General features: G+C 52.6%; 22 protein-coding genes and 1 pseudogene. 9 read left to right on the forward strand and 14 right to left on the reverse strand.

Features of this window, described 5'->3' with window-relative positions; translation table 11 throughout:
• Positions 1-5 precede the first annotated feature (5 nt).
• From QFZ34_RS08405 to QFZ34_RS08420, 4 genes are all read right to left on the reverse strand, one after another.
• Positions 6-1,304, reverse strand: coding sequence for a cytochrome b (locus QFZ34_RS08405; RefSeq protein ID WP_115052406.1), 1,299 nt, complete (start codon positions 1,302-1,304; stop codon positions 6-8).
• Positions 1,305-1,325: 21 nt separating this feature from the next.
• Positions 1,326-1,889 carry a ubiquinol-cytochrome c reductase iron-sulfur subunit gene (gene petA / locus QFZ34_RS08410; RefSeq protein WP_115052405.1) on the reverse strand — a complete coding sequence of 188 codons (564 nt, stop codon included), beginning with the start codon at positions 1,887-1,889 and terminating at the stop codon, positions 1,326-1,328.
• Between the two features lie 345 nt (positions 1,890-2,234).
• On the reverse strand, positions 2,235-4,085 hold the full coding sequence (locus QFZ34_RS08415) for an ABC transporter ATP-binding protein (protein ID WP_307279577.1): 1,851 nt from the start codon (positions 4,083-4,085) through the stop codon (positions 2,235-2,237).
• 146 nt (positions 4,086-4,231) lie between these two features.
• A complete protein-coding gene (locus QFZ34_RS08420; RefSeq protein WP_307279580.1) occupies positions 4,232-6,064 on the reverse strand; it encodes an ABC transporter ATP-binding protein in 1,833 nt (610 codons plus the stop codon).
• A gap of 353 nt (positions 6,065-6,417) precedes the next feature.
• On the opposite strand from QFZ34_RS08420, the gene QFZ34_RS08425 reads away from it, so the two are divergent.
• Positions 6,418-6,894: a tRNA (cytidine(34)-2'-O)-methyltransferase gene (locus QFZ34_RS08425; RefSeq protein WP_307286189.1), complete on the forward strand. Its 477-nt coding sequence runs from the start codon at positions 6,418-6,420 to the stop codon at positions 6,892-6,894.
• Positions 6,895-6,915: 21 nt separating this feature from the next.
• On the opposite strand, the gene QFZ34_RS08430 is transcribed toward QFZ34_RS08425, so the two are convergent.
• Positions 6,916-8,019, reverse strand: a complete 1,104-nt coding sequence (locus tag QFZ34_RS08430; protein ID WP_115052402.1) for an ABC transporter substrate-binding protein — start codon at positions 8,017-8,019, stop codon at positions 6,916-6,918.
• A gap of 223 nt (positions 8,020-8,242) precedes the next feature.
• Positions 8,243-8,515 carry a hypothetical protein gene (locus QFZ34_RS08435; RefSeq protein WP_307279586.1) on the reverse strand — a complete coding sequence of 91 codons (273 nt, stop codon included), beginning with the start codon at positions 8,513-8,515 and terminating at the stop codon, positions 8,243-8,245.
• Between the two features lie 155 nt (positions 8,516-8,670).
• Here QFZ34_RS08435 and hemF point away from each other — a divergent pair, with 155 nt between their 5' ends.
• Together hemF and QFZ34_RS08445 are read left to right on the forward strand one after the other, a co-directional pair.
• Positions 8,671-9,582: an oxygen-dependent coproporphyrinogen oxidase gene (gene hemF / locus QFZ34_RS08440; protein ID WP_307279589.1), complete on the forward strand. Its 912-nt coding sequence runs from the start codon at positions 8,671-8,673 to the stop codon at positions 9,580-9,582.
• A gap of 95 nt (positions 9,583-9,677) precedes the next feature.
• Positions 9,678-9,860 (forward strand): DUF1059 domain-containing protein, encoded by a 183-nt coding sequence (locus QFZ34_RS08445; RefSeq protein ID WP_115052399.1) that lies wholly within the window; start codon positions 9,678-9,680, stop codon positions 9,858-9,860.
• 9 nt (positions 9,861-9,869) lie between these two features.
• Here the strand turns inward: QFZ34_RS08445 and QFZ34_RS08450 are convergent, their stop codons facing one another.
• From QFZ34_RS08450 to QFZ34_RS08460, 3 genes and pseudogenes are all read right to left on the reverse strand, one after another.
• Positions 9,870-11,141 (reverse strand): CCA tRNA nucleotidyltransferase, encoded by a 1,272-nt coding sequence (locus QFZ34_RS08450; protein WP_307279595.1) that lies wholly within the window; start codon positions 11,139-11,141, stop codon positions 9,870-9,872.
• A pseudogene (locus tag QFZ34_RS08455) lies at positions 11,138-11,780 on the reverse strand (CoA pyrophosphatase). Before QFZ34_RS08455 ends, QFZ34_RS08450 begins: the two are co-directional and overlap by 4 nt.
• Positions 11,777-12,385, reverse strand: coding sequence for a DUF1285 domain-containing protein (locus QFZ34_RS08460; RefSeq protein ID WP_307279596.1), 609 nt, complete (start codon positions 12,383-12,385; stop codon positions 11,777-11,779). The pseudogene QFZ34_RS08455 and the gene QFZ34_RS08460 overlap by 4 nt, the downstream one beginning before the upstream one ends.
• Positions 12,386-12,508: 123 nt before the next feature.
• Between QFZ34_RS08460 and QFZ34_RS08465 the strand changes: the two genes are divergently transcribed.
• Genes QFZ34_RS08465 through QFZ34_RS08480 form a run of 4 tightly spaced genes read left to right on the forward strand, consistent with a single transcriptional unit; the run spans position 12,509 to position 19,340 of the window.
• Positions 12,509-13,516 carry an AAA family ATPase gene (locus tag QFZ34_RS08465; protein WP_307279598.1) on the forward strand — a complete coding sequence of 336 codons (1,008 nt, stop codon included), beginning with the start codon at positions 12,509-12,511 and terminating at the stop codon, positions 13,514-13,516.
• Positions 13,516-14,430, forward strand: coding sequence for a DUF58 domain-containing protein (locus QFZ34_RS08470; protein ID WP_115052394.1), 915 nt, complete (start codon positions 13,516-13,518; stop codon positions 14,428-14,430). The genes QFZ34_RS08465 and QFZ34_RS08470 overlap by 1 nt, the downstream gene beginning before the upstream one ends.
• Positions 14,427-17,255 (forward strand): DUF4159 domain-containing protein, encoded by a 2,829-nt coding sequence (locus QFZ34_RS08475; protein ID WP_307279604.1) that lies wholly within the window; start codon positions 14,427-14,429, stop codon positions 17,253-17,255. The genes QFZ34_RS08470 and QFZ34_RS08475 overlap by 4 nt, the downstream gene beginning before the upstream one ends.
• 9 nt (positions 17,256-17,264) lie before the next feature.
• Complete coding sequence (locus QFZ34_RS08480) at positions 17,265-19,340, forward strand: hypothetical protein (RefSeq protein WP_307286192.1); 2,076 nt, start codon at positions 17,265-17,267, stop codon at positions 19,338-19,340.
• A 2-nt stretch (positions 19,341-19,342) separates the two neighbouring features.
• Here QFZ34_RS08480 and QFZ34_RS08485 read toward each other — a convergent pair whose 3' ends face one another.
• On the reverse strand, positions 19,343-19,849 hold the full coding sequence (locus QFZ34_RS08485) for a GNAT family N-acetyltransferase (RefSeq protein ID WP_307279605.1): 507 nt from the start codon (positions 19,847-19,849) through the stop codon (positions 19,343-19,345).
• A 372-nt stretch (positions 19,850-20,221) separates the two neighbouring features.
• Here QFZ34_RS08485 and QFZ34_RS08490 point away from each other — a divergent pair, with 372 nt between their 5' ends.
• Positions 20,222-21,202 carry a glutathione S-transferase family protein gene (locus QFZ34_RS08490; protein WP_307279609.1) on the forward strand — a complete coding sequence of 327 codons (981 nt, stop codon included), beginning with the start codon at positions 20,222-20,224 and terminating at the stop codon, positions 21,200-21,202.
• 1 nt (position 21,203) lies between these two features.
• Here QFZ34_RS08490 and QFZ34_RS08495 read toward each other — a convergent pair whose 3' ends face one another.
• Positions 21,204-21,674 (reverse strand): NUDIX domain-containing protein, encoded by a 471-nt coding sequence (locus QFZ34_RS08495; protein WP_307279612.1) that lies wholly within the window; start codon positions 21,672-21,674, stop codon positions 21,204-21,206.
• 85 nt (positions 21,675-21,759) lie between these two features.
• Here QFZ34_RS08495 and QFZ34_RS08500 point away from each other — a divergent pair, with 85 nt between their 5' ends.
• The gene (locus QFZ34_RS08500; RefSeq protein WP_307286195.1) at positions 21,760-22,671 is read left to right on the forward strand and encodes a metallophosphoesterase family protein; all 912 of its coding nucleotides are present in this window, start codon (positions 21,760-21,762) and stop codon (positions 22,669-22,671) included.
• A gap of 26 nt (positions 22,672-22,697) precedes the next feature.
• On the opposite strand, the gene QFZ34_RS08505 is transcribed toward QFZ34_RS08500, so the two are convergent.
• The 3 genes from QFZ34_RS08505 to QFZ34_RS08515 form a co-directional block, all read right to left on the reverse strand.
• Complete coding sequence (locus QFZ34_RS08505; protein ID WP_307279614.1) at positions 22,698-23,312, reverse strand: hypothetical protein; 615 nt, start codon at positions 23,310-23,312, stop codon at positions 22,698-22,700.
• 178 nt (positions 23,313-23,490) lie between these two features.
• Positions 23,491-25,194: a 2-isopropylmalate synthase gene (leuA, locus tag QFZ34_RS08510; RefSeq protein WP_307279616.1), complete on the reverse strand. Its 1,704-nt coding sequence runs from the start codon at positions 25,192-25,194 to the stop codon at positions 23,491-23,493.
• A gap of 301 nt (positions 25,195-25,495) precedes the next feature.
• Positions 25,496-26,440, reverse strand: a complete 945-nt coding sequence (locus QFZ34_RS08515; RefSeq protein ID WP_307279618.1) for an alpha/beta hydrolase — start codon at positions 26,438-26,440, stop codon at positions 25,496-25,498.
• Positions 26,441-26,460 lie beyond the last annotated feature (20 nt).

Here is a 26,460-nt window from a genome sequence, read left to right on the forward strand (position 1 = left end):
GATTCTCAGGCCCTGGTTTCCGAAGCAGTGGTTGCACCAGCTAGCTGCTCACCACTCTTGGTTTTGGCAAGTACGGCTTCCGTAATTGAATTCGGCAAGCGGCGCGGCGTCTCAATCAACCCCAGCAAAGGCATGATGATGATGAAGAAGCCAAAGTAGTATGCCGTTCCGATCTGTGAGAAGACCGTATAGAGGCCTTCAGCAGGACGTGAACCGAGCCAGCCGAGAATGATTGCGTCAATGACGAACAGCCAGAAGAATAGCTTGTACCAAGGACGGTAGACAGCAGAGCGAACTTTAGACGTATCCAGCCAAGGCACCAGGAACAGGATCGCAATGGAACCGAACATGGTCAACACGCCGCCGAGCTTCGAGTCGATTGGTCCGATGTTGAAGGTGATGGCACGAAGCATCGCGTAGAATGGCAGGAAGTACCACTCAGGAACGATATGCGCAGGCGTCTTCAACGAGTCCGCTGGAATGTAATTATCCGGATGACCGAGATAGTTAGGCATGTAGAATACGAAGTAAGCGAAGAGGATAAAGAAGATGCAAAGACCGAAAGCATCCTTGACCGTCGCATATGGCGTGAACGCGACTGTATCGGTCTTTGACTTGACTTCGATACCCGTGGGGTTCGTCTGACCGGTAACATGCAGCGCCCATACGTGCAGAACGACTACACCGGCAATCATGAACGGCAGAAGGTAATGCAGTGAGAAAAACCGGTTCAGTGTAGGGTTATCGACAGCAAAACCACCAAGCAGCAGCTCCTGAATAGGATTGCCGATAACCGGGAAAGCCGTGAAGAAGCCGGTGATAACCGTAGCACCCCAGAACGACATCTGCCCCCAGGGTAGAACATAACCCATGAAAGCTGTTGCCATCATCAAAAGCAGGATGATGACACCTAGTATCCACAATAGCTCGCGCGGAGCCTTGTAAGACCCGTAGTAAAGACCGCGAAATATATGAATGAACACCGCAAGAAAGAACATCGAAGCGCCGTTCGAATGCAGATAGCGCAGAAGCCAGCCAGAATTGACATCGCGCATGATCTTTTCAACGGAGTTGAACGCAAGACCCGTGTCTGCGGCATAATGCATGGCCAGCACGATGCCTGTAATGATCTGCGAAACCAGCATCAATGCCAGAATTCCGCCAAAGGCATAAGCATAGTTGAGATTGCGCGGAACCGGGTAAGCTACAAAGCTATCATAAAGCAGACGCGGCAACGGCAGTCGCGCATCAAACCATTTTTCGATACCGGTATTAGGCGTATAGGATGAATGTCCACCGCTCATGTCGTGTCTCCCCGTAAAACCTTAGCCGATTTTGATGACGGTGTCGGAAATGAATGAAAGCGGCGGAACCGGCAGGTTCTCCGGCGCAGGGCCCTTACGGATACGTCCGGCCGTGTCGTAGTGCGAACCATGGCATGGGCAGAACCATCCACCAAAGTCGCCCTGCTGACCAAGTGGAATACAGCCGAGATGGGTGCAAACCCCCACCATCACCAGCCAGTTTTCCTTTTCCTTGACTGCAGTACGATCAGCATCTGTCGCCTGTGCGTCACTCGGCAGATTGGCGTTGCGCGCAATTGGATCCTTAAGCTCGCTGAGCTGTACAGCTTTGGCCTCTTCGACTTCCTTGGGCGTACGATTACGAATGAAGATCGGCTTGCCGCGCCATTTTACTGTCAGCGACATACCCGGCGTTAAGGCTGAAACATCAACTTCGATGGACGAGACTGCCAGCGTGGAGGCGTCCGGGCGCATCTGGTCGATAAAGGGCCAAGCAAAGGCGCCTACACCGACCGCACCGGCCATACCTGTCGCAATATAGAGGAAGTCACGCCGTGTCGGCTCGGTCGTATCGTGTGCGCTCACGGGGCCTGGTCCTTTCCGAATAACAACGCAGCTGGAGCCCCCGCTTTATCAACAATAGCAGACTGGCCCATATTAATGAGCCTCGCGGAATCCCCAACATATCGGGTGGTTTCTAAGCGTGTCGCAGGGGCTTGTCCAGCCTGACAAAGCCACAAGGGCAGGATGTCGCAGGGATAAGCTTGGTGGTCTTATTCTAACATTCGCATCTCATTTCGATCATGCTTGTTGCGAATGTTGGAATCGGCAAGACCACCGATAAGCATATGATTCCAGTAGAGTGATTTGATATTCGCACCGGAGTTTGCGGCTGGACCGGATGCAAATATCAAATTCATCCCGCAAGCGTTAATCATGAGCGATAAACCCGCCTGACTGCCGCGCCCAGAGACTGGCATAAATCCCATTCGCCGCGATGAGTTCTTCGTGCTTGCCTGTTTCCACAATGCGCCCCTCGTCCATCACGACCAAGCGATCCAATGCGGCAATGGTCGAGAGTCTATGGGCGATAGCGATGACCGTTTTTCCCTGCATCAATTGGTAAAGACTCTCCTGAATGGCCGCCTCAACCTCGGAATCAAGCGCGGAGGTGGCCTCGTCCAGTACCAAAATGGGAGCGTCCTTCAGCATGACACGCGCAATTGCGATGCGCTGCCGTTGCCCGCCGGAGAGCTTCACGCCACGCTCCCCAACATGTGCGTCCAGACCCTTTCGACCCTTCTGGTCACTTAAATCATTAATGAAAATATCGGCTTGTGCATTTTTAACTGCCTTTTGCAAAAGCTCTTCCGATGCGCCCGGCCTGCCATACAAAATATTGTCTCGCACGGAGCGATGCAGTAGCGATGTGTCTTGCGTGACCATACCGATATTGGCGCGCAGGGAATCCTGCGTAATGTTCGCTATGTCCTGCCCGTCAATGATAATTTTACCGCCTTCGAGATCATAAAAACGCAAAAGCAAATTAACGAGCGTGGACTTTCCCGCTCCCGAGCGCCCTACCAGCCCCACTTTCTCACCCGGTCGAATGGATAGTGACAAGTCATTAATGACCGATCTGGCGCTGTCATAGTGAAACCGGATATTTTCGAAGTTAATCGAACCTTGCGGCACCACCAATTCTTGTGCATCTTGTTTGTCGAGCACAGTCACAGGCTTTGCCAGTAGCTCTTTGGAATTTTGTATCGTGCCGTAGTTGCGCAAAAGGCCATTCAGATTAGCCATCATCCGGGTCAGCAACATGCTCAGGCGCAGCACCAGCCCCAGAGTAAAAGCCACTTCGCCTGATGAGATTTCCCCGGCCAGCCACAGGTCTATCGACACATAGGCAACTGTGCAGATCATAATTCCGCTGGTAGAGGCCAATGAAATGCGAATGCCGCTCAGGCCACGCGTCAGCGTGGTGATAGCCTGTAACCAACGATCCATGCCCTGACGGATATAGGCATCGTCGCGGCTTGCAGTACCAAACAGTTTCAATGTCTGGATATTGCTATAACCATCCACGAGTTGACCCATCGCAACTGAGCTGCTTTCCGCCGTTTCACGGGCCGCCCGGCGCACACGCGGCAGGAAATAACGCGCGGTCAAACCAAAAACAGCAAGCCATGCGATCACCACAGATGCAAGGCGCCAATCCAGCCGCCCGATCAGAAAGAGCGTAGTGGCGCAGTAGACCACGCTGAACCAGACGGCTTGGAGCAGCGTCACCATGAAATCGCCAAGCGCCTGCCCGGTAGCCCAGACCTTCGTAACAATACGACCGGAAAAATCATTCTGGAAAAACGACAGGCTCTGACGGTAGACTATGCTGTGAGCTTGCCACCTCACGAGATTATTGAAGCCGGGAACAATTGCCTGCTCCTCAACCAGCGCCGCAAGTGAAAGTACCAGCGTACGACCAATCAACACCGCCAAAAGCATGAGAAGAAGCGCTATCCCATGTTTGTCGATTAATCCGTCCCATCCTTCAACGCGATCCGCTGAAGAGAGGATATCGATAATTTTGCCGACAAACCAGAAAAGCCCTGCTTCAAAAAAGGCGATAAGCCCGCCACAGACAAGCATCGCAAGAAACACATATTTCTGCTGCCGGACGTAGAACCACATAAATGCCAATGTGTGGTTTGGAACACGGTCCGTCGGAGCTTTGGCGTAGGGATCAACCCAGCTTTCGAAAAGGGCGAACAGACGCTTCATGCAAACCACATCAGTTTGGAATCCTTGCGGTTTGTTAAAACCAAACAGCCGTAACAAATGACGACCGGCGGAGTACTTTCCGTTGAGTCCCGGCGGTCGTCAAATTAAACTTGGTTCACTCTACTGTCTGCCAGAGCGAATTTGCTCTAATCATCCATTCCCAGGAAGCCTCCGGACTGGCGCGCCCACAGATCGGCATAAATACCGCCAGCTGCGATAAGCTCATCATGACTGCCGCTTTCTACAATCTGCCCTTTGTCCATGACAACGAGACGGTCGAGTGCTGCGATGGTAGAAAGCCTATGCGCGATGGCAATAACTGTCTTGCCCTGCATCAGGCGATAGAGATTGTCCTGAATTGCGGCTTCCACTTCTGAATCGAGAGCCGATGTCGCCTCGTCCATGATAAGGATAGGTGCGTCTTTGAGCATTACGCGGGCAATTGCAATGCGCTGACGCTGTCCGCCAGAAAGCTTGACGCCGCGCTCGCCCACATGAGCGTCGAAACCACGACGCCCCTTCGGATCGGAAGCCGCTTCAATAAACGAATCTGCCTGCGCGTTCCTGACCGCTTGCCTCATCAGTTCTTCCGAAGCATCTGGTCTTCCGTAAAGCACATTGTCTCTGATTGAGCGATGCAGCAATGATGTGTCCTGAGTGATCATCCCGATATGTTCGCGCAGCGAATCTTGTCGGACTTTCGAAATATCCTGCCCATCAATCGTGATTCTGCCGCTTTCAAGATCGTAGAATCGCAACAGGAGATTGACGAGCGTGGACTTGCCCGCGCCGGAACGTCCGACCAATCCGATTTTCTCACCTGGCTTGATATCAAGAGACAGCCGATCAATAACGCCGGCTCCCTTGCCATAGTGGAAACCGATTTTATCAAAGGTGATAGCGCCGGCTCGTACATCAAGGTTGGGAGCATCAGGCACGTCCATGACCAATCGTGGGAGCGATATGGACGTAATACCGTCTTCCACCGTGCCGATGTTTTCGAACAGTGCCGACATTTCCCACATGATCCACTGCGACATGCCGTTAAGGCGAAGCACAAGACCTATACCCACTGCCACAGCACCGACTGTGATCGCTGCCCCAAGCCAAAGCCAGATCGCTATGGCGCTTACGGAGAACAATAACAGGCAGTTCATCGCATACAGAGTCACATGAAAGCCGGTCACCATGCGCATCTGGCGATAAGCTGTCGACAGAAAATCCTGCATCCCTTCGCGGGCATAGCTTTCCTCCCGTTTGGAATGGGAGAAAAGCTTGACCGTCGCAATATTGGTATAACTGTCGACAATCCGGCCCGTCATTGACGAACGGGAATCTGCTTGTGCTTTAGATGCAACCTGCAATTTTGGGATGAAATACCACATCAGGCCTATATAGGCCATCAACCAGAGTAGAAACGGCACCATCAGTCGCAAGTCGGCCGCAGCAGCGATAATGAGGGTCCCGGTGAAGTAGACGATTACATAATTAAGCACATCGAGCAGTTTCATCACCGCTTCACGGACCGCCAGAGAGGTCTGCATCAGCTTGGTCGAAATACGTCCAGCAAACTCATCCTGAAAAAAAGTCATTGATTGGCGAACCACATAGCGGTGCACCATCCACCGGATTCGCATTGGATAGTTGCTCAAAAGGGTCTGATGAATAACCAGCGAATCCAGAAGTACGATACCTGGCATTGCTATAAGCACAACACCCGCAAGCAATGCGAGTTTCCACCCCTCATCCGCGATGAATGTTTCCCGCGAATGATTCGACAACCAATCGACGATGTTGCCCAGAAATGCGTACATGGACACTTCGAGAACAGCGATCAGCGATGTGCACACCGCCATAACGGCAAGCCATGGCCAGACACCACGTGTGTAGTGCAGACAGAACGCAATTAGTGTTTTGGGCGGCTCACTCGGCTCAGCAGCGGGAAATGGCTCAAGCCTGTCTTCAAACCAGCGGAACATTGTCGGACCTCTTTTGGGATCGGCAAGAAATTATACCGGCATGAATTGCCGGAGCTGATTGGTCAGTAAATCGCCAACCATGAGAACGAATGCGGTTTGTGTCTTAAAAACTAGATCGTATAAATTGACCCCACGCCGCCTGCGAAACCGGCCACAGCTTCCATTGGTGAAACTATCCGGCTTGGAAGAAGTCGGAAAAATTCGGTCATCGACACCTCCAAATTTTGCTCAAGCGTTGCGGTGCAACCCCTATAGCGATTATGAACGTCAAAAGCGAGAGGCCAATCTGCGTAACGGCACTTCGTTCAGCCAATTGTTGCCCATGGAGCACGCCACACTTGACCGATAATAGTTTGAACCTGCGAGTAGCGCTCTATCAGCCTGACATTCCCGGTAATACCGGTACCATATTGCGGATGGCCGCTTGTTTTGGCATCGGCGTTGACGTGATCGAGCCTGCAGGCTTTGACATTTCCGACCGTTCACTCAAACGCGCGGGTATGGATTATCTGGAACAGGCGGCCCTGACCCGCCACTCGAACTGGCAGGCATTTCAAGAATGGCGGCTGGGTGAAAATCGCCGATTGCTTCTATTCTCGACCAAAGCGGCTACGCCCTACACAGAATTTTCATTTCAACCCGGTGACATTCTGCTGCTGGGGCGAGAATCATCGGGTGTCCCGGATGAGGTTCACCAAGCGGCACATTCGCGACTGATAATTCCCATGGTTGAAGGCGCTCGGTCGTTGAACCTCGCATTGTCCGCCGCAATTGCCACAAGTGAAGCGCTCCGGCAATTACAGTCCGGATTGAAAACCGCCGGTCACTAAGACCGGCGGTTTACTCAGAGATTAATCCAGCTGAACCGGCTTACCGCCTTCCCACTTGTAGAAAACGAAAGCTGGTGTCGTCAGATCGCCAGTTGCCGAGTAGGCAAGATCGCCAACAACTGTCGGCAGTGCTTCGCCCGACTTTATCTTGGCAGCAACTTCCGTTGGTTCTGACGAACCTGCCTTTTCAATGCCAGCAGCTATAACCTGCAAGGCAGCATAGGCGTTAAGCGTGAATGCTTCAGCCGGGATATTCTTGGCTGTAAGTGCTTCTACAATTTTTGCGGCGGCAGGATTCTTTGTTGGATCAGCACTATTCGTGAATAGTGTACCAGCAGCAGCCTCACCGCCAATGGCCCAATATTCAGTGTTTGAGAGGCCATCGGGGCCAATGAGCTGTGCTTTGATGCCCTGATCCGACAACTGGCGGGCAATCAGACCGCCTTCCGCGTGATAACCACCGAAGTAAATCACATCGGCTTTCTCAGACTTGATACGGGTAATGAGTGCGCTGTAGTCCTTCTCACCGGCATTGATGCCTTCGAAAACGACCTCGGTTACACCGCCTTTATTGAGAACAGCCTTCAGACCGTTGCCAATACCAGTGCCGTAAGGCGTCTTGTCATAGATAATGGCTATGCGCTTGTCTTTGAAGTTGTCGAGAATGTACTTGCCAGCGACATCGGCCTGCTGATCATCCCGTCCGCAGGTACGGAATACAGTCTCCAAACCACGGGTTGTCAATTCCGGCGTCGTTGCAGTCGGTGTAACCATCACAATGCCGTTTTCGGCCAGCACATCGGATACGGGCATTGCCACGCCGGATGTTACCGGACCAACAACAAACTTGATGCCTTCACCCACCACCTGGTTGGCCACAGAAACACCCTGCTTCGGCTCGCCTGCGTCATCAAACACCTTGGTTACAATCTTTTCACCCTTGATGCCGCCAGCCGCGTTGATTGCCTCGGCCGCGCTCTCAACGCCATTTTTGACCTGCAAACCGTAAGCGGCAACGGGGCCCGTGACCGGCGCGATGATACCTACAATGATGTCAGCGCGGGCAAATGATGTCATTGCCATCACAGCTGCCAGAGCCACTCCAGAGATTAATGATAAACGCATATTATCCTCCAATTATTGTGCGTCCCGGAAGATTCTCCGGTGCTGGAAAAAGTTCTACTGGCTTTAAAATAGACTGTCAGCACGATTCATTGGAATTAGCGAGAAATCGCCTAAAAACTCGAAATAATTTCAAAATACGGATGATTTTGGTCAAAACCCGATCAATTTATTGAAGAATCCATCAATTTTATTGTTGTTTGGTGCCAAAATGCCAAAATGTGACTTAGTCAGCATTCGGCAGTCGCCGCATGGTAAACTCAATTATATCTCCCGGACGCTCATACCAGCTTTCGATCTCGGTCCAATACGCAGCCTTTGGATATTGAGCGAACCACTCCTTCGCTTTTTCGCGCGCTGCCAGTCGCGGGAGCTTAAAACTCTCGCGAACGAACGTACCGCGCTGCAACCCAACATCTTCACGGCTTTGCCTCAATCTCTTGCGCAGCCCGTCGAGAGGCGGTTTCGGAAACTGCGATTTGGGTGCTCTGGAAACCATACTCGTATCCTCACTGAGCCCTACACCTGATAGATTAAGTGGAGGGCCGCCGAAAAACGAGTCATTTTTTGTGCATTTGCGAATTGGGTAAACGGCTTTGTCTTTTGGCTGTAATCTGTTGTGCTATTGTTCGGGCAAACAAGGATTCTCATCTCATGGACCGTCCCGACATACCCGCCATCCTTCCCGAAAAGCTCGAAGAGAAGAAAACTGCAGCAACGGCCTGGTTTACCGAACTACGCGACAAGATTTGCGCGAGTTTTGAGTTGTTGGAAGACGAGTTGCAGGGCCCCTTGTCCGATCGCACGCCTGGCCGCTTTAAACAAACGCCCTGGAAGCGTGAAGGCGATGGCGGCGGCGGAACCATGTCGGTCATGCATGGCCGTGTTTTCGAAAAGGTCGGCGTTCATATTTCAACAGTTCATGGCGAATTCAGTCAAGAATTCCGCAAACAAATCCCGGGCGCTGACGAGGACCCACGTTTTTGGGCGTCGGGAATTTCATTGATTGCCCATCCGCAAAGTCCTCTCGTGCCTGCCGTGCACATGAACACGAGAATGGTAGTGACCACCCGCCAATGGTTCGGTGGAGGGGCCGATCTGACGCCTGTTCTGGAACGTAAGCGGCAGTCAGATGATTCTGACACTGTGGCGTTTCACAAAGCGATGAAATTTGTTTGCGACAAGCATTCCGCAGTCGCCAACCATGAAAAATTCAAATCCTGGTGTGACGAGTATTTCTACCTGCCGCACCGTAACGAACCCCGTGGCACCGGTGGTATTTTCTATGACTGGTTGCATTCATCCGACGAGAACGGCGGATGGGACGCGGACTTCAATTTCACGCGCGATGTTGGCCGGGCATTCTCGGTTGTTTATCCCTATCTCGTAAGGCAAAACTTCAATCAGGATTGGACTGATGCTGATCGTCAGGAGCAACTTGTCCGGCGTGGTCGCTATGTCGAGTTCAATCTGCTTTATGATCGCGGAACAATCTTTGGATTGAAGACCGGAGGTAATGTCGACTCTATTCTTTCATCCATGCCCCCAACGGTGAAATGGCCATAATAGGAATTTTGGGGGATCAATTCGGGTTTTGATGCGTTATAATCCTCACCGTTGTGAAAGAGTGCTTGTGGGCACTCGCAATAGGGAGAGAAGCCATGAAAGAACTTCATTGTATTGTTCCCGGCTGCCAGTGGCACACACGTCACGACACGGATGCTGAAATCATACGTCGAACCACTGACCATCTGCGCGAAACCCATGGTGAGACAACCATTCGCGAGTCTATGCTGGAAACAATCAAAGCCAATATCCAGCCTGAAAAGGGCAAGGCGGCCTGACCATCTTGCTTACTCTGTAGCGGCAATCTCCGGTATGCGTGCTAAAAGTGCGTCGCGGTCCAGCGCGAAGCCGGAGTTGACCCATTCTTCTTCGAGCTGCCGTTGAATTTGACCAATTGCCGGTCCCTTGAGTCCGCTTGCAGCAACAATGTCCCCGCCGGAGAGCGGAAATTTAGGCCGATTATAGTCCGCAATATAGTCGAGCTGTTTGGACAATAGCCCAGCGCGCATCATTGCGCCGTTATCTGCCATTGCTTGAGCACGTGCGCTGACGATTGCCAAGCGCAGCCTGTCTTCCATGCCTTGGACGTTGCTGCGATACAGTTTTTTGGCAAAACCGGTTTCAGATATTTCCGCAGCAGGCAGGGTCGTATCTGCCCAGTTTTCGAGCCGCTCACGCTCGCTATTTGACAGCTTAAGCCTTGCTGCCATCTCGGCTATACGGCCCGCATCTGGCGGAACAATGCTGGCTAGGCGCAATATAGGATCGACCTCCCACCGCAAATCCTGCTCGGTATCAACAAGGCCGTGGATCGTATCAATGCCCCATTTCTCACTTTCCGGTAGCACCGCCGTCAAAACACCGGCCTGCCGCATCCACAATAAAGCCCGCGAGGGATCCGGAGCCGCAAAAAGTTTCTTGAGTTCTGACCAGGTTCGCTCAGCCGACAATTGTGCGAGGCCATCCTTCAAACGCGCACAGGCTTTCAATCCTTCGCTTTCAGGACGACCTTTTCCATACCACGCAAAGAAACGGAAAAACCGTAATATACGGAGATAGTCCTCGCGGATACGTTGCTCAGGATCCCCGATAAAACGAAGCGTCTGGCTTTCTATATCTGCAATACCGCCCACCAAATCTGTAATTGTGCCGTCGGCGTCAGCATAAAGCGCGTTGATGCTGAAATCGCGGCGCTGGGCATCTACGAGCCAGTCGCGACCAAACGCTACCTCGGCATGTCGCCCATTCGTACTCACGTCGGCGCGCAGACTTGTCACTTCATAGGGCTTGCCGTAACTTACAACCGTTATCGTTCCGTGATCAATGCCGGTTGGGATCGCTTTGAAGCCAGCACTCGTTGCTCGTTCAATCGTCATTTGCGGTAAACATGTCGTCGCAATGTCAATATCGGATACGGTTTGATTGAGCAGGGTGTTACGCACAGCGCCACCGACAATGCGCGCTTCTTCGCCACCGGAAGACAGCACAGCCAGCAATGATTGCAATGAAGGTTCATTCAGCCAATCTGCCTTACCGGCGATGGAAATCATCTTGCTCACGCATAGAGCCTTTCATAAAGCGTTCTAATAATACCTGCGGTCACGCCCCATATAAAGCGGTCTCCAAACGGCATTGTATAGTAATAGCGTTCCTTGCCCTGCCACATTCGGCTCTCACGGCGATGATTGGCAGGGTTCATCAAGAATGACAAAGGTACCTCGAAAACATCCGCCACTTCATCCGGGTTGGGAATGAGGTCAAAGGGCGGATAGACCAACCCGATTACAGGCGTGATCGAATAGCCTGTCGTGGTCAAATAACGGGGAAGACGACCTATCAACTCCACGTTGCGGCGTTCCAATCCAATTTCTTCTTGGGCCTCGCGCAACGCCGCCGTCTCTGCTTCATAATTGTCTTCCAGGGTCGATTGCTCCTCCCGGAAACGCGACCTGTCCGGAGTGTTTTCGCATATTTGCATTTCGCAATGTCAGAATAACATTGGCCTCCGCACCGCGATCGACAATCGGCACAAGCACTGCCGCATCCCGCAACGGATTGGCAGCAATCAGCACATCAAGTTCGGGATTGAGAATATGGTCGCCATGGTCAACGTTCACATCCTGATTGCCCTTGAGACCCACGCGCTGTGCAAACGACTGCGCTGAAAACCCTTCAATAAAAGCCGTTTGTTCAGTCATAGGCTTTGTTTCTCAAGTTCATCGGCAGGCATGATGGGGAAGACTGCGCCGTTCGAACGAACTGCAAACATGGTCTTGCCGTCGATTTCAATCTCTTCACCATAATTCACCAATTCATACATTACGGGCCGCGCAAGCAGCGCCTCAAGGCGCCCCCGCACAAGCAAATAGGGTTTCAACCCACCATTATCCTCATCGATAACAAAGCGAAGCGGATTATTCGGGCCAGCCTCCACTATATCGCCGACATTGGTGCGGAACGTCATGATTTGAGCGCCCGCTGCGCTCGCCACATTCAGTTCAACCGCGAGAAAATGTGCATCCTCAACGCGAATGCCAACCTTCTCTACAGGGGTAACGAGATAGGTTTTGCCATCTTCATCTTTGCGCAAAACTGTAGAAAACAACCGGACGAGCGGTTGCCTTCCAATGGGCGTCCCCAAATAGAACCACGTCCCATCGGCCTTTATCTCCATGTCAAGATCGCCGCAAAAATCCGGGTTCCATTTGTCAACGGGTGGCAGTCCCTTTTCTGAAACCGCCGCGCGCGAGATCAAAGCTTCGAGCCCTGCAGCGTCTCCCGGTAGGTTCGTAGATTTTGCCATGGCCGGACCTTTTTTCTGTATACGTCACGAAATAGTCAACGTTGGACCGCTTGTCAGCATGTCATAGTGATTTAGATTCATTTAAGAAAGAGTCTGAGCAGATACCAGTTAAGAGGTGACCCCATGAGTGTGATTAAACCTGAGGTATCGGTCGACCCGAAAGAGATGGTCGCAGAGGCTGAAAAGGCGCTCGCAGATATCGCCAGCGTAAAAGCGGGTATTGGCAAAGTCATATTCGGGCAGGAAAGCGTCATCGAACGAACACTTGTTGCGCTTTTGGCCGGTGGACATGCTCTTCTCGTCGGGGTGCCGGGCCTCGCAAAAACAAAATTGGTCGAGACATTGGGCACAGTGCTTGGCCTTGACGAGCGCCGCATTCAATTCACACCAGACCTCATGCCTTCTGATATTCTTGGTTCAGAAATCATGGAACAGGACGAGCACGGCAAGCGGACTTTCCGCTATGTTAAAGGTCCAGTTTTTGCGCAATTGCTCATGGCAGACGAAATCAATCGCGCATCGCCTCGTACGCAATCTGCGCTGCTGCAAGCAATGCAGGAATATCATGTAACGATTGCAGGCGAACGCTATGATTTGCCGCAGCCCTTTCATGTGCTGGCAACGCAAAACCCACTGGAACAGGAAGGCACCTATCCGCTTCCGGAAGCTCAGCTCGATCGGTTCCTCATGCAAATCGATATTCTTTATCCGGAACTTGAGGCTGAGAGGCAAATCCTTCTCGCGACAACCGGCACAACGGAAGCTGTTGCAGCCAAAATCATTGATGCCGAGCGCCTTCGCGCCATGCAAAACCTTATTCGGCGGATGCCGGTTCCCGAAGGCGTGGTCAATGCAATCCTCACTCTCGTTCGGGCTGCACGCCCGGGTGCGGATAATGAGATAGCAAAGAAACTCATCTCGTGGGGACCCGGCCCTCGTGCGAGCCAGGCCTTGATGCTCTGTGCAAGAGCACGGGCACTTTACGATGGTCGTCTTGCGCCATCGGTTGATGATGTAAAGGCGCTAGCTGAGCCAGTACTACAGCATCGCATGGCGCTGACCTTTGCCGCCCGCGCCGATGGTATGAATGTCCGGGACGTCATTGGAAACCTGACAAAGGCCACGCTCTGATGGCAGCAATTGGCGCGCAGGTCCAAAAGACTGGCACGGGCGATGCGCTTGCGCGCGCCCGTCAGCGCGCCGCGCTTCTGCCTGATCTGCTGGTTGAAGCCCGCCGGATTCTCAATACCGTCAATACTGGATGGCATGGCCGTCGCAAGAGCGGGGTTGGTGAAAGCTTCTGGCAATTCCGGCCCTATACGGAAGGAGAAGCCATATCGCGCATCGACTGGCGCCGCTCAGCTCGTGATGACCGCACTTACATTCGTGATCAGGAATGGGAAGCAGCCCATACGGTTTGGTTATGGGCAGACCCCTCACCTTCGATGCTGTTCAAATCCGAGCAGGCTCAAGCATCAAAAGAATCGCGTGCGCTTGTCATGATATTGGCTCTGGCGGAGCTGTTGTCACGCAGCGGCGAGCGGATCGGCTTTCCGGGTGTGACCGATCCGACTTCCGCACGAAACGGCGCTGAACGTTTGGCTACCTCCCTTGCGCATGCGGGTAATCTCAGCGCCAAGCCAGATCTCAGTCGTATCAAACGCTTTTCGGAAGTCGTGCTCGTCAGCGATTTTCTTGATCCTGTCGATGAAACAATCGCTACTCTGGAAAAGCTGGCTCATTCAGGTGCACGTGCTCATTTGATCGAAGTTTATGATCCTGCCGAAGAGGATTTTCCTTATCGGCGCAGAACCGAATTCGTCGACCCAGAAACGGGGTCCTCACTGACATTTGGCAGAGCGGAGGATTATGCCGACGGGTACCGCCGCCTGTTTTTTGCCCGACGCGCAGCATTAAGCGATTTTTGCAAGCGCATTGGCTGGAGCTATACCACCAATCGCACAGACAGGCTGGCATCCGAAGCACTCGTATCAGTCCATATGAATATGACTGCCAATGTGGGCTATCAAGGGGGGGCATCATGAATGCGCTTCCCCTGGCTTTTGGCGCGCCGTACCTTCTGGCTGGCCTCTTGGTTCTTCCTGTTATCTGGTGGTTGTTACGGGTGACGCCGCCGCGTCCGGTCCTGGAAATATTTCCACCGCTAAAGATACTCGCACAGCTAAAGCAAAAAGAAGAAACGCCCAACAAAAGCCCTTGGTGGATGACGCTTTTGCGTCTTTTGCTTGCCGCATTCATTATTCTGGCACTCTCCGAACCCGTATGGAACCCACGGCTTGAGACCATGTCAGGAAAGGAACCTGTTGCCATTGTGCTTGATAATGGCTGGTCTTCAAATGAGGAATGGACTGCCCGCAAGGAGACTGCTGAAAGACTGATTTCCGATACACAAAGCGATGGCGCACTGATCTATATCGTTGGGACGGCTGAAAAAGCGAATACCGATATCGGCCCCTTTGATGCCAATACTGCCTTGGAGCGGCTTCGTGCCTTGACTGTGCGGCCTATCCCTGTTGATCGCCCACAAGCTTTTGCCCGGCTTAAGGCAGTTTTGGCAGATACCAAAGGGACGCGGCTGGCATATCTTAATGATGGTGTGGATGAACCGCGAGCGGCAGAAGCAATCAAGTCACTTGAAGGCTCGGGCATTGCTTCCATGATCTGGTATCAACCATCGATAGCTTCCCTTGTTGCGATAAGGCAAGCGACGAATAATGCAAATGGCCTCACCGTCCGTATTGTCCGTTCAAGCATTGATACTAGCCGCAATGTGGTTACCGTTGGAGCATTTGACGAAAAAGGCCGGCGCATTGCCGACACCGGAATCGCATTCAACGCAGGTGAAACTGCTGCCGAAGGCGTAATAGCTGCGCCTTATGAGCTACGAAATGATTTTCATAGCTTGAGGATCGATGGCACTGCACAGGCTGGGGCTACTTATCTGATTGACGATAACAATAAGCGTCGCCGGGTTGCGTTACTTTCTGGATCTGAAGCAGACCTGTCGCAGCCCTTGTTATCACCGCTTTATTATATCTCTCGCGCGCTTGAGCCATTTGCCGATCTGCTTCGGCCGCGAAATTCCGAGCTGATCCGCGCTGTGCCGGAATTGCTGGAACAGAAGCCTTCTGTGATTATAATGGCTGATATTGGCAAGCTCCCGGCTGAAACTGAACAGACCTTGTCAGACTGGGTGAACAAGGGCGGCACGCTGATCCGCTTTGCCGGTCCGCGCCTTGCTGGTGGAAGCGAAGAAGACCCGCTGCTCCCAGTCAGGCTGCGCAAGGGCGAACGCTCCTTGGGCGGCGCATTATCGTGGAAAGAGGCTCAGCCTGTCGCATCTTTTCCGTCAAATGGTCCTTTCGCCGGTTTGCCTACACCACAAGACGTAACCGTGTCGCGGCAGGTGCTCGCCGACCCATCTTCCGACCTCTTTGAAAAAAGCTGGGCCAATCTTGCCGATGGAACGCCACTCGTTACCGGGGAAACACGAGGACGTGGACAGCTTGTTCTTTTTCACGTTACTCCCGAAGCAACTTGGTCCAATCTTCCCATTAGCGGCAGCTTTGTAGATATGTTGCACAGGATTGTCTCTCTTTCGTCAAACGCCGGTACCATCGCACAGGATAGTGGCGCGAACAGCGCTCGAGCTTTGCCACCTTATTTGACGCTCAATGGCGATGGTGCGTTGATGCCTCCAAATCAGGACACCAAGCCGCTCATTACATCGGGTTCAAATCTGTCGGTGACATTTGAAAATCCGCCGGGCTTCTACGGTGTGGAAGACGCAATGACCGCGCTCAACCTTTTCAAACCTGACAGCGAGATCAATCCGCTCGCTCGTCCGGAACTTAACTTTCCCGTCACGACCGCACGCTATGCTGTCGATGAATCCATACCCTTGCGCGGACCACTTTTTGCTCTTGCCGCAGCTCTGTTGGCGCTTGATGCTCTGGCCATAATCTGGCTCGGGGGACATTTGCGCCGCCGACTTCGCACAACCGCTGCCGCATCACTGGCAATCCTCTTGCTGCCCGCTCTTATTGCCTTTGCACCTTCGCCTGCGCAGGCTCAACAAAATGACAGTAAGCCAGGTGACCAAGCCATCCTTGATGCTATCAATGTAACGCACCTGGCCTACGTCATTACCGGGGATGGGCCGACCGACGACATCAGCAAGGCGGGCTTGCTTGGTCTTTCCAAGGCTCTGGCTGACAGTACGGCATTGGAACCCGGCGATCCCATCGGTGTTGATCCTGCCCGAGACGAGCTTGCTGTCTATCCATTAATTTACTGGCCTGTCGATGCCGACGCTAACATGCCTTCCTCTGAGGCAATCGCTAAAATCAATGCTTACATGCAGCAAGGCGGTACTGTCCTGTTTGACACGCGCGATCAGGACGCGGCTGCATTCAATCTCGATAACTCAACGACGCCGTCCACCCAGAGGCTGCGGGACATTCTCTCAGGCCTGAATATACCGCCACTGGAACCCGTGCCCGGTGATCATGTTTTGACCAAAACATTCTACATTTTGCAGGATTTTCCCGGACGTTACCGCGGTAGCCCTCTTTGGGTCCAGGCATCGCTTAATGAGGATCGGCGTTCCGACCGGCCTGTCCGCGCTGGTGACGGCGTATCGCCCATTATCATCACCGGTAATGATTTTGCCGGAGCTTGGGCAATTGATGCTAATGGCGCGCCTTTATTGCCAACGATTCCAAACGATCCTGTGCAGCGTGTGCATGCTTTTCGGACCGGCATTAACATTGTCATGTATATGCTGACCGGGAACTATAAATCCGACCAGGTACATGTGCCAGACCTCCTCCTGCGACTGGGGAATTAGGCAATGTATATTTCAGTCGATTTCCAGCCACTCGTCTCCAATACTCTACTCATCCTTCTCATCGTGCCACTTGTAGCGCTGGCTTTGGCGGGCATATTCTTTCGCCAGCGCGGAAGTCTGATCCGGAGTCTGGCGGTAGCCGCTCTGATAGCAGCCCTTTTTAATCCGATCGTAGTCAACGAGGAACGCGAGCCGCTTAAAAGCGTGGTGGCGGTCATTGCGGACCGAAGCCAAAGTCAGGATATCGGCGTTAGATCCGCCGACACCGACGCTGCGCTTGCTCAAGTGCAGGCAGCATTGGCGAGACTACCGCAATTTGAAGTCCGCACGGTCGAATCCGGACGCTCTGCTGAGAATGATGATGCCACGTCGACGCGTCTTTTTGGAGCCTTGAACGGCGCATTCCGCGATGTACCCCCTGCCCGCATCGGTGGCGCGATAATGATTACCGACGGGCAAATCCATGATATTCCAGCCAACAAAAGCGGTCTCGGTTTTAATGCCCCCGTGCATGGTTTGATTACCGGTACGCCCAATGAGATCGATAGGCGCATTCAATTTGTACGCGCTCCGCGTTTTGGACTTACCGGAAAGCCTCAACAGATTACCTATAAGGTAACTGGCGCCGGTGAGCCTCTGGGCGGTCGCGCAGGTGTGCGTGTGCGCGTCAATGGAACAGAAGTAAGCAGCCAGGACGCGATTATTGGCGAAGATATGCCGTTGGAAGTCACGCTTCCCCGTGCTGGCGTCAATATCGTCGAAATCATCGTCGATACCGTTCCGGGGGAGCTGACCGAGGTCAATAATCGCGCTGTAGCAATGATTGATGGTATTCGCGAGAACCTTCGCGTTTTGCTCGTTTCGGGCGAACCGCACAATGGCGAGCGCACGTGGCGTAATTTGCTCAAGTCAGATGCATCGGTGGATCTGGTGCATTTTACCATCCTGCGTCCCCCGGAAAAGCAGGACTCGACGCCGATCAACGAACTATCTCTGATAGCTTTCCCGACGCGTGAGCTGTTTGTTGAACGTATCACTGATTTTGATTTGATTATTTTCGACCGCTATCAGCATCGCGATGTGCTGCCGCTGCTCTATTACGATTATATCAATGATTATGTTCAGCGCGGCGGCGCGCTCCTGATTGCAGCCGGGCCAGAATATGCCGGCAACATGTCTATCGCCAATACACCGCTGCTTTCAGTTCTTCCAGCTGTTCCAACCGGCAATATTGAGGAAAGAGCATTCTATCCTCGTCTCAGTGAACAAGGAAAACGTCACCCCGTAACAAGGGGGCTTGAAGGCAGCACGCAAGAGCCACCAAACTGGAGTCGCTGGTTCCGCGTTATCGACGTGAATAAGCCCGAGGGCGAAGTGGTGATGAACGCTGGCGACCGGCCACTCCTCGTGTTGAACCGATTGGGCGAAGGGCGTGTCGGCATGTTCCTTTCCGATCAAGGCTGGCTATGGGCGCGCGGCTTTGAAGGCGGCGGGCCTCACGCGGCGCTTTACCGGCGTATCGCCCATTGGCTGATGAAAGAACCCGAGTTGGAAGAGGAAGCGCTGACGGCAAAGGGCTCTGGGCGCAATTTGGAGATTCGCCGCCAGACAATGGCAAAAACAGCCGATCCCGCCAGTATTATCACTCCTTCGGGCAAGACCCAGTCTGTGCCTTTGGCCGAAACAGAACCGGGCGTTTTCACCGCATCTGTGCCCATGGAGGAAATTGGGCTTTACCAGGTGGCCAATGGTGATCTGACAACACTTGCGCATGTCGGCCCCGTCGACGCCCCTGAATTTGCAGACAACGTGTCCACAACAGCCAAACTTGATCCACTGACCCGCGAAACTGGTGGTGGCGCTCGCCGTCTGCGTGAGAGCGCGGATCAAGCGTCAATTGAAATTCCGAACATTGTCGCCTCTCGCGGCGCAGCCAGTGCCAGCGGTGATAACTGGATCGGACTTCGCCCAACCAATGAAACAGTTCTTAAAAGCGTAGACCGGCTACCGCTGTTTTCCGGATTTCTTGGACTTGCTGCAATGATATTTCTGCTCGGCGGAATGTGGTATCGCGAGGGAAAGTAGCGTCAGGCCACCGAAGCATGCCTGACCCTTCCCTGCACTTCTTTCAATGCGTGCGGAACAAGTTCACATGCTAAAAAGCGTGACGGCTCAACCGGCGCGGGCATAACAATTTGATGGCCTTCGATCCGCCTGAAACCAAAGGGCGCATAATAGGGCTCGTCTCCGACCAGAATTACCAACTTGTGATTGGCACGCCGTGCAGCCTCCATGCTTGTGCGCATCAAAGCCGCACCAATGCCTTGCTTTTTCCAGGCAGGACGCACTGCAAGCGGGCCAAGCAACATAGCCTTGGTTTGCCCAATCAGAATGGGAGTGAGCCGTACCGAACCCACGACGTGCCCGCCACTTGTGGCGACAAAAGAAAGGCTGCGATCATGCGGGCCACCCTCGCGAATACGATAAGCGGCACGAGTAAAGCGTCCGGGGCCGAAGGCTTCTTTGTTGATGTCTTCAATGGCAGTGTCATGCTCCGGTTCTTCCGGCGCGTAGGTGACGACATGGGACAGCATTCTGGGCATCTTCATATGGGAGTGGGACAGAACCTTCATGTTCAGAAGGCAAGACAGGACGTCCGCCGCTATTAGCGCCGGTCAGGGTTTCATCGTCGGATGAACAAAGTACCTGTCACAATTGTCTCCATTTTTCCTCGCTAACATTAAACCGGGGCGGCGTAAACCGGAAAAGTGTCATGGTTTCCGGCTATTGGCCGATTGTGACATTCCCGTCCCTAGCGATCGCCGGAGGAATGCGAATATCAGTTCCATGCATTAGCGACACACTGTTTACATTCATCGTTCTGGTTGCACGGTAAAAAATGCCTAGGTAAGCATCGTAATGCGAATATCCCGTGTCGTTACGGGCAACCTTGAAGGATGAACGAGATGGGTTTGTTAATTGACGGCGTTTGGCATGATCAATGGTATGACACCAAGGGTAGCGGAGGTCGCTTCATCCGCTCGGAGTCCCAGTTTCGCAACTGGGTAACGCCTGATGGCAGTGCGGGCCCAACCGGCGAAGCAGGATTCCAAGCCGAGCGTGGCCGTTATCATCTCTATGTTTCATATGCGTGCCCTTGGGCCCATCGCACTCTGATCTTTCGCGCCTTGAAGAAATTGCAGGACGTCATTTCTGTTTCTGTTGTGGATTACTACATGGGCAGCGAAGGCTGGACATTCTCCGAAAAAGACGGAGCCACGGCCGACCACCTTTTCGGCTACAGGCGTCTTCACGAAGTCTATACGCGCGCGGATATCAATTACTCCGGACGCGTTACTGTGCCCGTGCTGTGGGACAAAAAACAGAACACAATCGTCTCGAACGAATCCTCTGAAATTATCCGCATGCTCAATTCTGCTTTCAATGAGTATGGTGATCCGGATTCTGATTTCTATCCGGAAGAATTACGCGGCGAGATCGATGCCATCAATGCGATTGTTTACCCCAACATCAATAATGGCGTCTATCGAGCCGGATTTGCCACAACACAAGAAGCATATGAAGAAGCATTCGCTCAGTTGTTTGGTGCACTGGACAAAATAGAGGTCAAACTCTCAAAGCAGCGCTATCTCGCTGGCAATCGCCTGACCGAAGCTGACTGGCGGTTATTTACAACGCTTCTACGCTTTGATCCGGTTTATGTCGGCCACTTCAAATGCAATCGACAACGGATTGCCGATTATCCCAATCTCTCAAATTTCACACGTGAACTCTATCAGGTTCCCGGCGTCGCACAGACGGTCAATATGGAGCACATAAAAGGGCATTATTACAGGAGCCATAGTACAATAAATCCGACGGGTATCGTCCCGCTTGGGCCTGAAATTGACTATGCGGCACCACATAATCGCAATCAGATGGCCTGAACTACCAGAGCAGGGGCGGCTCCAAGCCGTCAAATATTTCTGCGAGCCTTTGCCGTGTTGAGGCCGTAGTGTCTTGCGGCAAATCATCAAGCTTAAAAAACCCTGCCTCGGCAATTTCACGATTGGCGAGGAAGGGCGTCGCCTGCCGAAATGACCGGCAAACATAAAGTGCGACATGATCGCGCTTTGAGGCATGAGCATTATGATAGATGGCAAAAAGCTCGGGGCGTCCCGTCAGCTCGATATTGCCTTCCTCCATGAGCTCCTTGGCGAGGGTTTGCTCAACCGTATGGCCGGTTTCAACGCCGCCACCTGGAAATTGCCAGCCTGCAACATAAGTATGGCGGATAAGGAAAACTGAGTTGGTTGCCTCATCGAAAACGACTCCCCGCGCGCCCAGCGTCATGGGGCGGCGAAATAAAAAATAGGTGTGAAAGAGGCGGAGCCGCCATCTAAAGTGTTTTTGTGCCATGCCATCCGGTTTTCAATGAGACTGTCAGTCCGTGCGACGGTTCTATCACTGGATTCCTGTCTAATAGTCTCATAAAGCTGGAATGATGTTCCGTCTTGCACATATCTCCGATATCCATCTGTCACCCCTGCCCGCGCTTACCCTGCGTGAGCTGATTTCAAAACGTATCACCGGCTATATCAACTGGCGCTCAAATCGCAAAGGCATGATGACAGGTGGCACCTTGGAGGCGCTGACAGATGACCTCCTGACACAGCACCCGGACCATATCGCCGTCACTGGTGACCTGGTCAATCTTGCCTTGGATGAAGAACTCGAAACAGCACAGCGTTGGCTCAAAACGCTGGGTCGGCCGGAGGACGTTTCTGTAGTTCCCGGTAATCATGACGCATATGTTCCAGGCGCGTTGAAAAAGACGCGCCGCTACTGGGAAGCATGGATGCGAGGCGACAAGCAAGCGGCCGAGAACCTGCCTGTCGAATTTCCTTACCTACGCGTGCGCGGCGACGTCGCGCTTATCGGCGTATCTTCCGCACGCGCTACCGCCCCCTTCATGGCAACGGGCGATCTGAGATCAAAACAGGCAACGAAACTGGCCGAAATTCTTACAGAAACGGGTCAGCGTGGTCTGTTTCGTGTCATCATGATCCATCATCCGCCTATTCGCGGCGCGGCCCCTTCCCATAAGAGATTGCTTGGAATCGGCCTTTTCCAGCGCATTGTCCGTCAGCACGGCGCCGAACTTGTTTTACATGGCCATACCCATCTTGCCACTCGTTACGAGATTAACGGGCCAGGCTGGACCGTTCCCGTCATATGTGTCCCTTCGGCAAGCCAGAGCTTCGCCGGCAGCCATAAGCCACCAGCTGCATATAATCTGTTTACGATCGAAAAAACCAATGTAGGCTGGTCATGCCACATGAAACAACGAAGCGTTATCGATGCCCAGATGACGATCCAAACTATACGTGACGATGACTTGTTAGCAGGAAGCTAGTTTCAAATGGGGTTGACTGGGTTGAACTAGAAGTAGTTCGAAACGCGGTCCCAAAAAAACATCACGAATGCTCCAGATCCAATGGCTGCTCCAATAAGGAACCAGTATGCCGCTGTAATAAATGAACTCAGACGAGATGGTTGTTTGATAGCAGGAATGGTTACCGCAGGCTGCATGGATTGTTCGATCTGCCGTGTTTCTTTTACAGGTTTCGGCTCGATCAACCCGACCCGGCTGCCTTCCATCATTTGCCGTCTCTCGACAATTCGCTCGGCAATATAACGCGTTACCGCATCGGCGACAGGTCTTACCTCGGTGGACTCTGCGACGAGAATTCGGCCATTCCTCGTATCGCGAACAAAGCGATATGTACGTCGATCCCGGGCCATGGTGACATGTGACGTGACGTCGATCCATAAGCGCGGCTGCTGGCCTTTTGAAACAGCAAATTGCCACTGCGGATCATCAACTGGCACTTCGTCGAAAACCTCCTGCAAATCCTGGGCAAGAACTTCAATCCGGGCAAGATCAGCTTCTTTCGTATCGGTAAGAACATCGTTCCTATCCGCAGACGCAAGCTGCGCGCCACGCACTGCTTCTGAAAGGCTCAACCTGTCGCGTGGATTCGAATTCTCTTTCATCAATTCCTTCAAGCTGAAAATCGATCGGCGTGTGAACAAAATCCGGGCTCAATTATTAGCAATCATGCCATGCCAATGCACCTGAAACTTGTCAAAACAAGGCCAACCCTTTGACTTAAGCAAAGGATTGGCCCGAATTCATTAGCTGATAAAATTAAGCCGAAAAGGCTCTGTTCTGCTATTTTGCAATAATGCGATTTGCTGCAGAAACAATGCCTTCCAGCGAAGCCGTCACAATGTTCTTATTGATACCGGCCCCAAAGATTTTTCCTGCTGGATGCTCGATTTCCATGTAGCTGATAGCCGCCGCATCTGAGCCATGCTGCAGCGAATGTTCAGAATAGTTCACCACCGACATTTTGAAACCGAGATAATGCGAAAGAGCATCGATGAAGCCATCAACAGGTCCGGTTCCCCTGCCCTCGATACGCTTGGTTTCACCATTGTCGGTTATCTCAGCTGAAAGAATGCGAACACCCTTTCTTTCCGTGTCCGGATAGGTGTGGTGATCGACGAACTTGAGTCTGGCGTTGGGCTGATCGACATAGAGTTCCTGAAAGCGATCATAAATACGCTTGGAAGGCATTTCCTTGCCTTCGCCGTCCGTGATGTTTTGAATATCTTCACGGAACTCCACCTGCATGCCGCGTGGCAGGTTCAACCCGTAATCCGCCTGCAAGATATAGGCGATGCCACCCTTGCCCGATTGCGAATTGATGCGAATAATCGCTTCGTAGCTGCGCCCGACGTCTTGCGGGTCAATCGGCAAATACGGCACTTCCCACAAGCTTTTATTGGCTTGTTTAATGGCCTTCATGCCCTTGTTGATCGCATCCTGATGGGAGCCCGAAAAGGCCGTGTAGACCAACTCTCCAACATAGGGATGCCGTTCCGGAATCACCAATTGGTTGGAATATTCATAGACTTCCTTCATGCGATTAATGTCGGAACAGTCAATTTCTGGATCCACGCCTTGCGTAAACATGTTTAGTGCCAATGTGACGATATCAACATTGCCAGTACGTTCGCCATTGCCGAACAAAGTACCCTCAACACGGTCTGCTCCGGCCATCAGGCCGAGCTCCGTTGCCGCGATGCCAGTTCCGCGATCATTGTGCGGATGCAATGAAACAATCAAATTTTCACGGTTATCCAGCTGACGGCACATCCACTCAATACGATCAGCGTAGATATTGGGCGTCGACATCTCGACCGTAGACGGCAGATTGATAATCAACTTGTTGTCCGGCGTCGGTTTGACGATCTCGGTTACAGCATTGCAGATTTCCAAGGCCACTTCGAGTTCAGTGCCAGTGAAACTTTCCGGCGAATACTCGAACCGGAAGCCACCACCCGCTTTGGCTGCCATGTCAGTAATCATCTTTGCGGCATCGGTTGCGATAGCCTTGATGCCATTTACATCTTTGTTGAAAACCACGCGGCGCTGCAATTCACTGGTGGAATTATAAAAATGGATGATGGGTTTATGCGCACCCTGCAGCGATTCAAATGTACGCGTAATCAATTCCGGACGGCACTGGACGAGCACCTGTAACGAGACATCCGCTCCGGGATTGCCTTCTTCCACACACCAGCGTGCAAAATCGAAATCTGTCTGCGATGCTGACGGAAATCCGATCTCGATTTCCTTGAAACCCATATCAAGCAACAGCGCAAACATGCGCACCTTGCGATCATGCCCCATTGGATCAACAAGCGCCTGATTGCCGTCTCGCAGATCCACAGAACACCAGATCGGTGCCTTTTCGATGCGTTTGGATGGCCATTGACGATCTTTGAGATCGACGAAGGCATATGGTTCATATTTCTTGGCTGCGTCAGGCATTCCTGCGACAGGTCGGGATGTTATAATGTCAGTCATCTGCTTCTCGTTTCCGGCCAAGTGCGCAGCTGAACTGGCGCAATCATGGCACTATTTTAGGCTTGGAGCTAAAGTTGTAAATGGATAAGGAGCGAGAGCCACATGGCGGTTTCGACCGCCGGACGCTCCTTCAACGAGCCCGGCGATCGCCAATAAGGTCGAGTAGAAGCGGTAGAAGAAAGGCGCGATTGGCCAGCCCTGCAAAGGCAGACTGAGCATTGGACATCTGTGTCGGGCGCATTTTCATGAGCAAACACCTAAACGAGTGTCGGCTCGGATGCAAGAGCTCTTAAGAAAGCCGTTATTTTTTTAGCGAAGCCGTTGCACCAGAAAGCCACTCGCTGACAACCTTCACGTCATCCTTGCCAAGGCCATGGTCAGACTTGATCGAGCGCGCCTCCACACGAGCACCGTGCGAGCGCAACATATCTTCCAGTGCAGGAGCATAAGGGGCATAAAGCTGATCGGATGCGCCAGATACTGTCAGCACCCGGGCCTTGCCCAGATTGGCATCTATAGAGCCCGTCAAGACCGGCATTGAACGCAATAGCACTGCCTGCTTCACGAGGTCCGGATAGAGCATCATGACCGAATTGACGAGATTTGCACCGTTTGAATAACCAAGAAACGTGGTGCGGTTGATGTCGATCTTATATTTTGATGCAGCTTGGGTGAAGAAACCAGCAAAGGCTTCGGCTTCTGACCGAATATCCGTCTGGTCGAAGCTCACTGGCGACAATCGGCGATACCAGCGATTTGACCCATCTTGGACGACACGGCCGCGAACGGCGAGCAACAAAGCGTCCGGTGCAATTTTGGAGGCGAATGATACCAGGCTGGTTTCATCCTGACCCGAGCCGTGCAAAAGCACCATAGTATCGCCGCTCGGCGTTTCCGGGCGGTAGATACGATATTTAAAGGACATATCCTCATGAAGCGAACCTTCGTTCTGAAATTGAAGTTCGCCTTTCACTGCCTTTTTCAAAATACCTGTACCACCAGTTGCTAAGATGTTGATGGGCTTCAATTTTTCCGGAGCCTGGGAGACAACCTTGCCCTTTGTTGGGCAGGCATCCGCGACAACATTCTTGCCCGCATCAGGCTGGTTATCAATATTTGCAGATAAAATTTCGGGCTTGCCCGATTGCAGCTTGTCGCAATCAGCAGTGCTACGTGCATAGGAAGGCTGTGCCAGAACGATCATCGATAGACCAGCAACAAGTGCATAGAAATAAGGTTTACCCATAAGCTAATCCTAGTGTTTAA

The sequence above is a fragment of the Phyllobacterium ifriqiyense genome (assembly GCF_030817885.1).
Classification (GTDB): Bacteria; Pseudomonadota; Alphaproteobacteria; order Rhizobiales; family Rhizobiaceae; genus Phyllobacterium; species Phyllobacterium ifriqiyense.

What these genes read in the sequence shown, in the direction of transcription:
- QFZ34_RS08405 (WP_115052406.1), bottom strand. Translation starts at nt 1,304, where the DNA reads ATGAGCGGTGGACATTCATCCTATACGCCTAATACCGGTATCGAAAAA.
- QFZ34_RS08505 (WP_307279614.1), bottom strand. Translation starts at nt 23,312, where the DNA reads ATGAAAGAGAATTCGAATCCACGCGACAGGTTGAGCCTTTCAGAAGCA.
- QFZ34_RS08420 (WP_307279580.1), bottom strand. Translation starts at nt 6,064, where the DNA reads ATGTTCCGCTGGTTTGAAGACAGGCTTGAGCCATTTCCCGCTGCTGAG.
- QFZ34_RS08435 (WP_307279586.1), bottom strand. Translation starts at nt 8,515, where the DNA reads ATGGTTTCCAGAGCACCCAAATCGCAGTTTCCGAAACCGCCTCTCGAC.
- QFZ34_RS08415 (WP_307279577.1), bottom strand. Translation starts at nt 4,085, where the DNA reads ATGAAGCGTCTGTTCGCCCTTTTCGAAAGCTGGGTTGATCCCTACGCC.
- leuA (WP_307279616.1), bottom strand. Translation starts at nt 25,194, where the DNA reads ATGACTGACATTATAACATCCCGACCTGTCGCAGGAATGCCTGACGCA.
- QFZ34_RS08475 (WP_307279604.1), top strand. Translation starts at nt 14,427, where the DNA reads ATGAATGCGCTTCCCCTGGCTTTTGGCGCGCCGTACCTTCTGGCTGGC.
- QFZ34_RS08495 (WP_307279612.1), bottom strand. Translation starts at nt 21,674, where the DNA reads ATGGCACAAAAACACTTTAGATGGCGGCTCCGCCTCTTTCACACCTAT.
- QFZ34_RS08500 (WP_307286195.1), top strand. Translation starts at nt 21,760, where the DNA reads ATGTTCCGTCTTGCACATATCTCCGATATCCATCTGTCACCCCTGCCC.
- hemF (WP_307279589.1), top strand. Translation starts at nt 8,671, where the DNA reads ATGGACCGTCCCGACATACCCGCCATCCTTCCCGAAAAGCTCGAAGAG.
- QFZ34_RS08490 (WP_307279609.1), top strand. Translation starts at nt 20,222, where the DNA reads ATGGGTTTGTTAATTGACGGCGTTTGGCATGATCAATGGTATGACACC.
- QFZ34_RS08485 (WP_307279605.1), bottom strand. Translation starts at nt 19,849, where the DNA reads ATGCTGTCCCATGTCGTCACCTACGCGCCGGAAGAACCGGAGCATGAC.
- QFZ34_RS08460 (WP_307279596.1), bottom strand. Translation starts at nt 12,385, where the DNA reads ATGGCAAAATCTACGAACCTACCGGGAGACGCTGCAGGGCTCGAAGCT.
- QFZ34_RS08515 (WP_307279618.1), bottom strand. Translation starts at nt 26,440, where the DNA reads ATGGGTAAACCTTATTTCTATGCACTTGTTGCTGGTCTATCGATGATC.
- QFZ34_RS08430 (WP_115052402.1), bottom strand. Translation starts at nt 8,019, where the DNA reads ATGCGTTTATCATTAATCTCTGGAGTGGCTCTGGCAGCTGTGATGGCA.
- QFZ34_RS08465 (WP_307279598.1), top strand. Translation starts at nt 12,509, where the DNA reads ATGAGTGTGATTAAACCTGAGGTATCGGTCGACCCGAAAGAGATGGTC.
- QFZ34_RS08470 (WP_115052394.1), top strand. Translation starts at nt 13,516, where the DNA reads ATGGCAGCAATTGGCGCGCAGGTCCAAAAGACTGGCACGGGCGATGCG.
- QFZ34_RS08445 (WP_115052399.1), top strand. Translation starts at nt 9,678, where the DNA reads ATGAAAGAACTTCATTGTATTGTTCCCGGCTGCCAGTGGCACACACGT.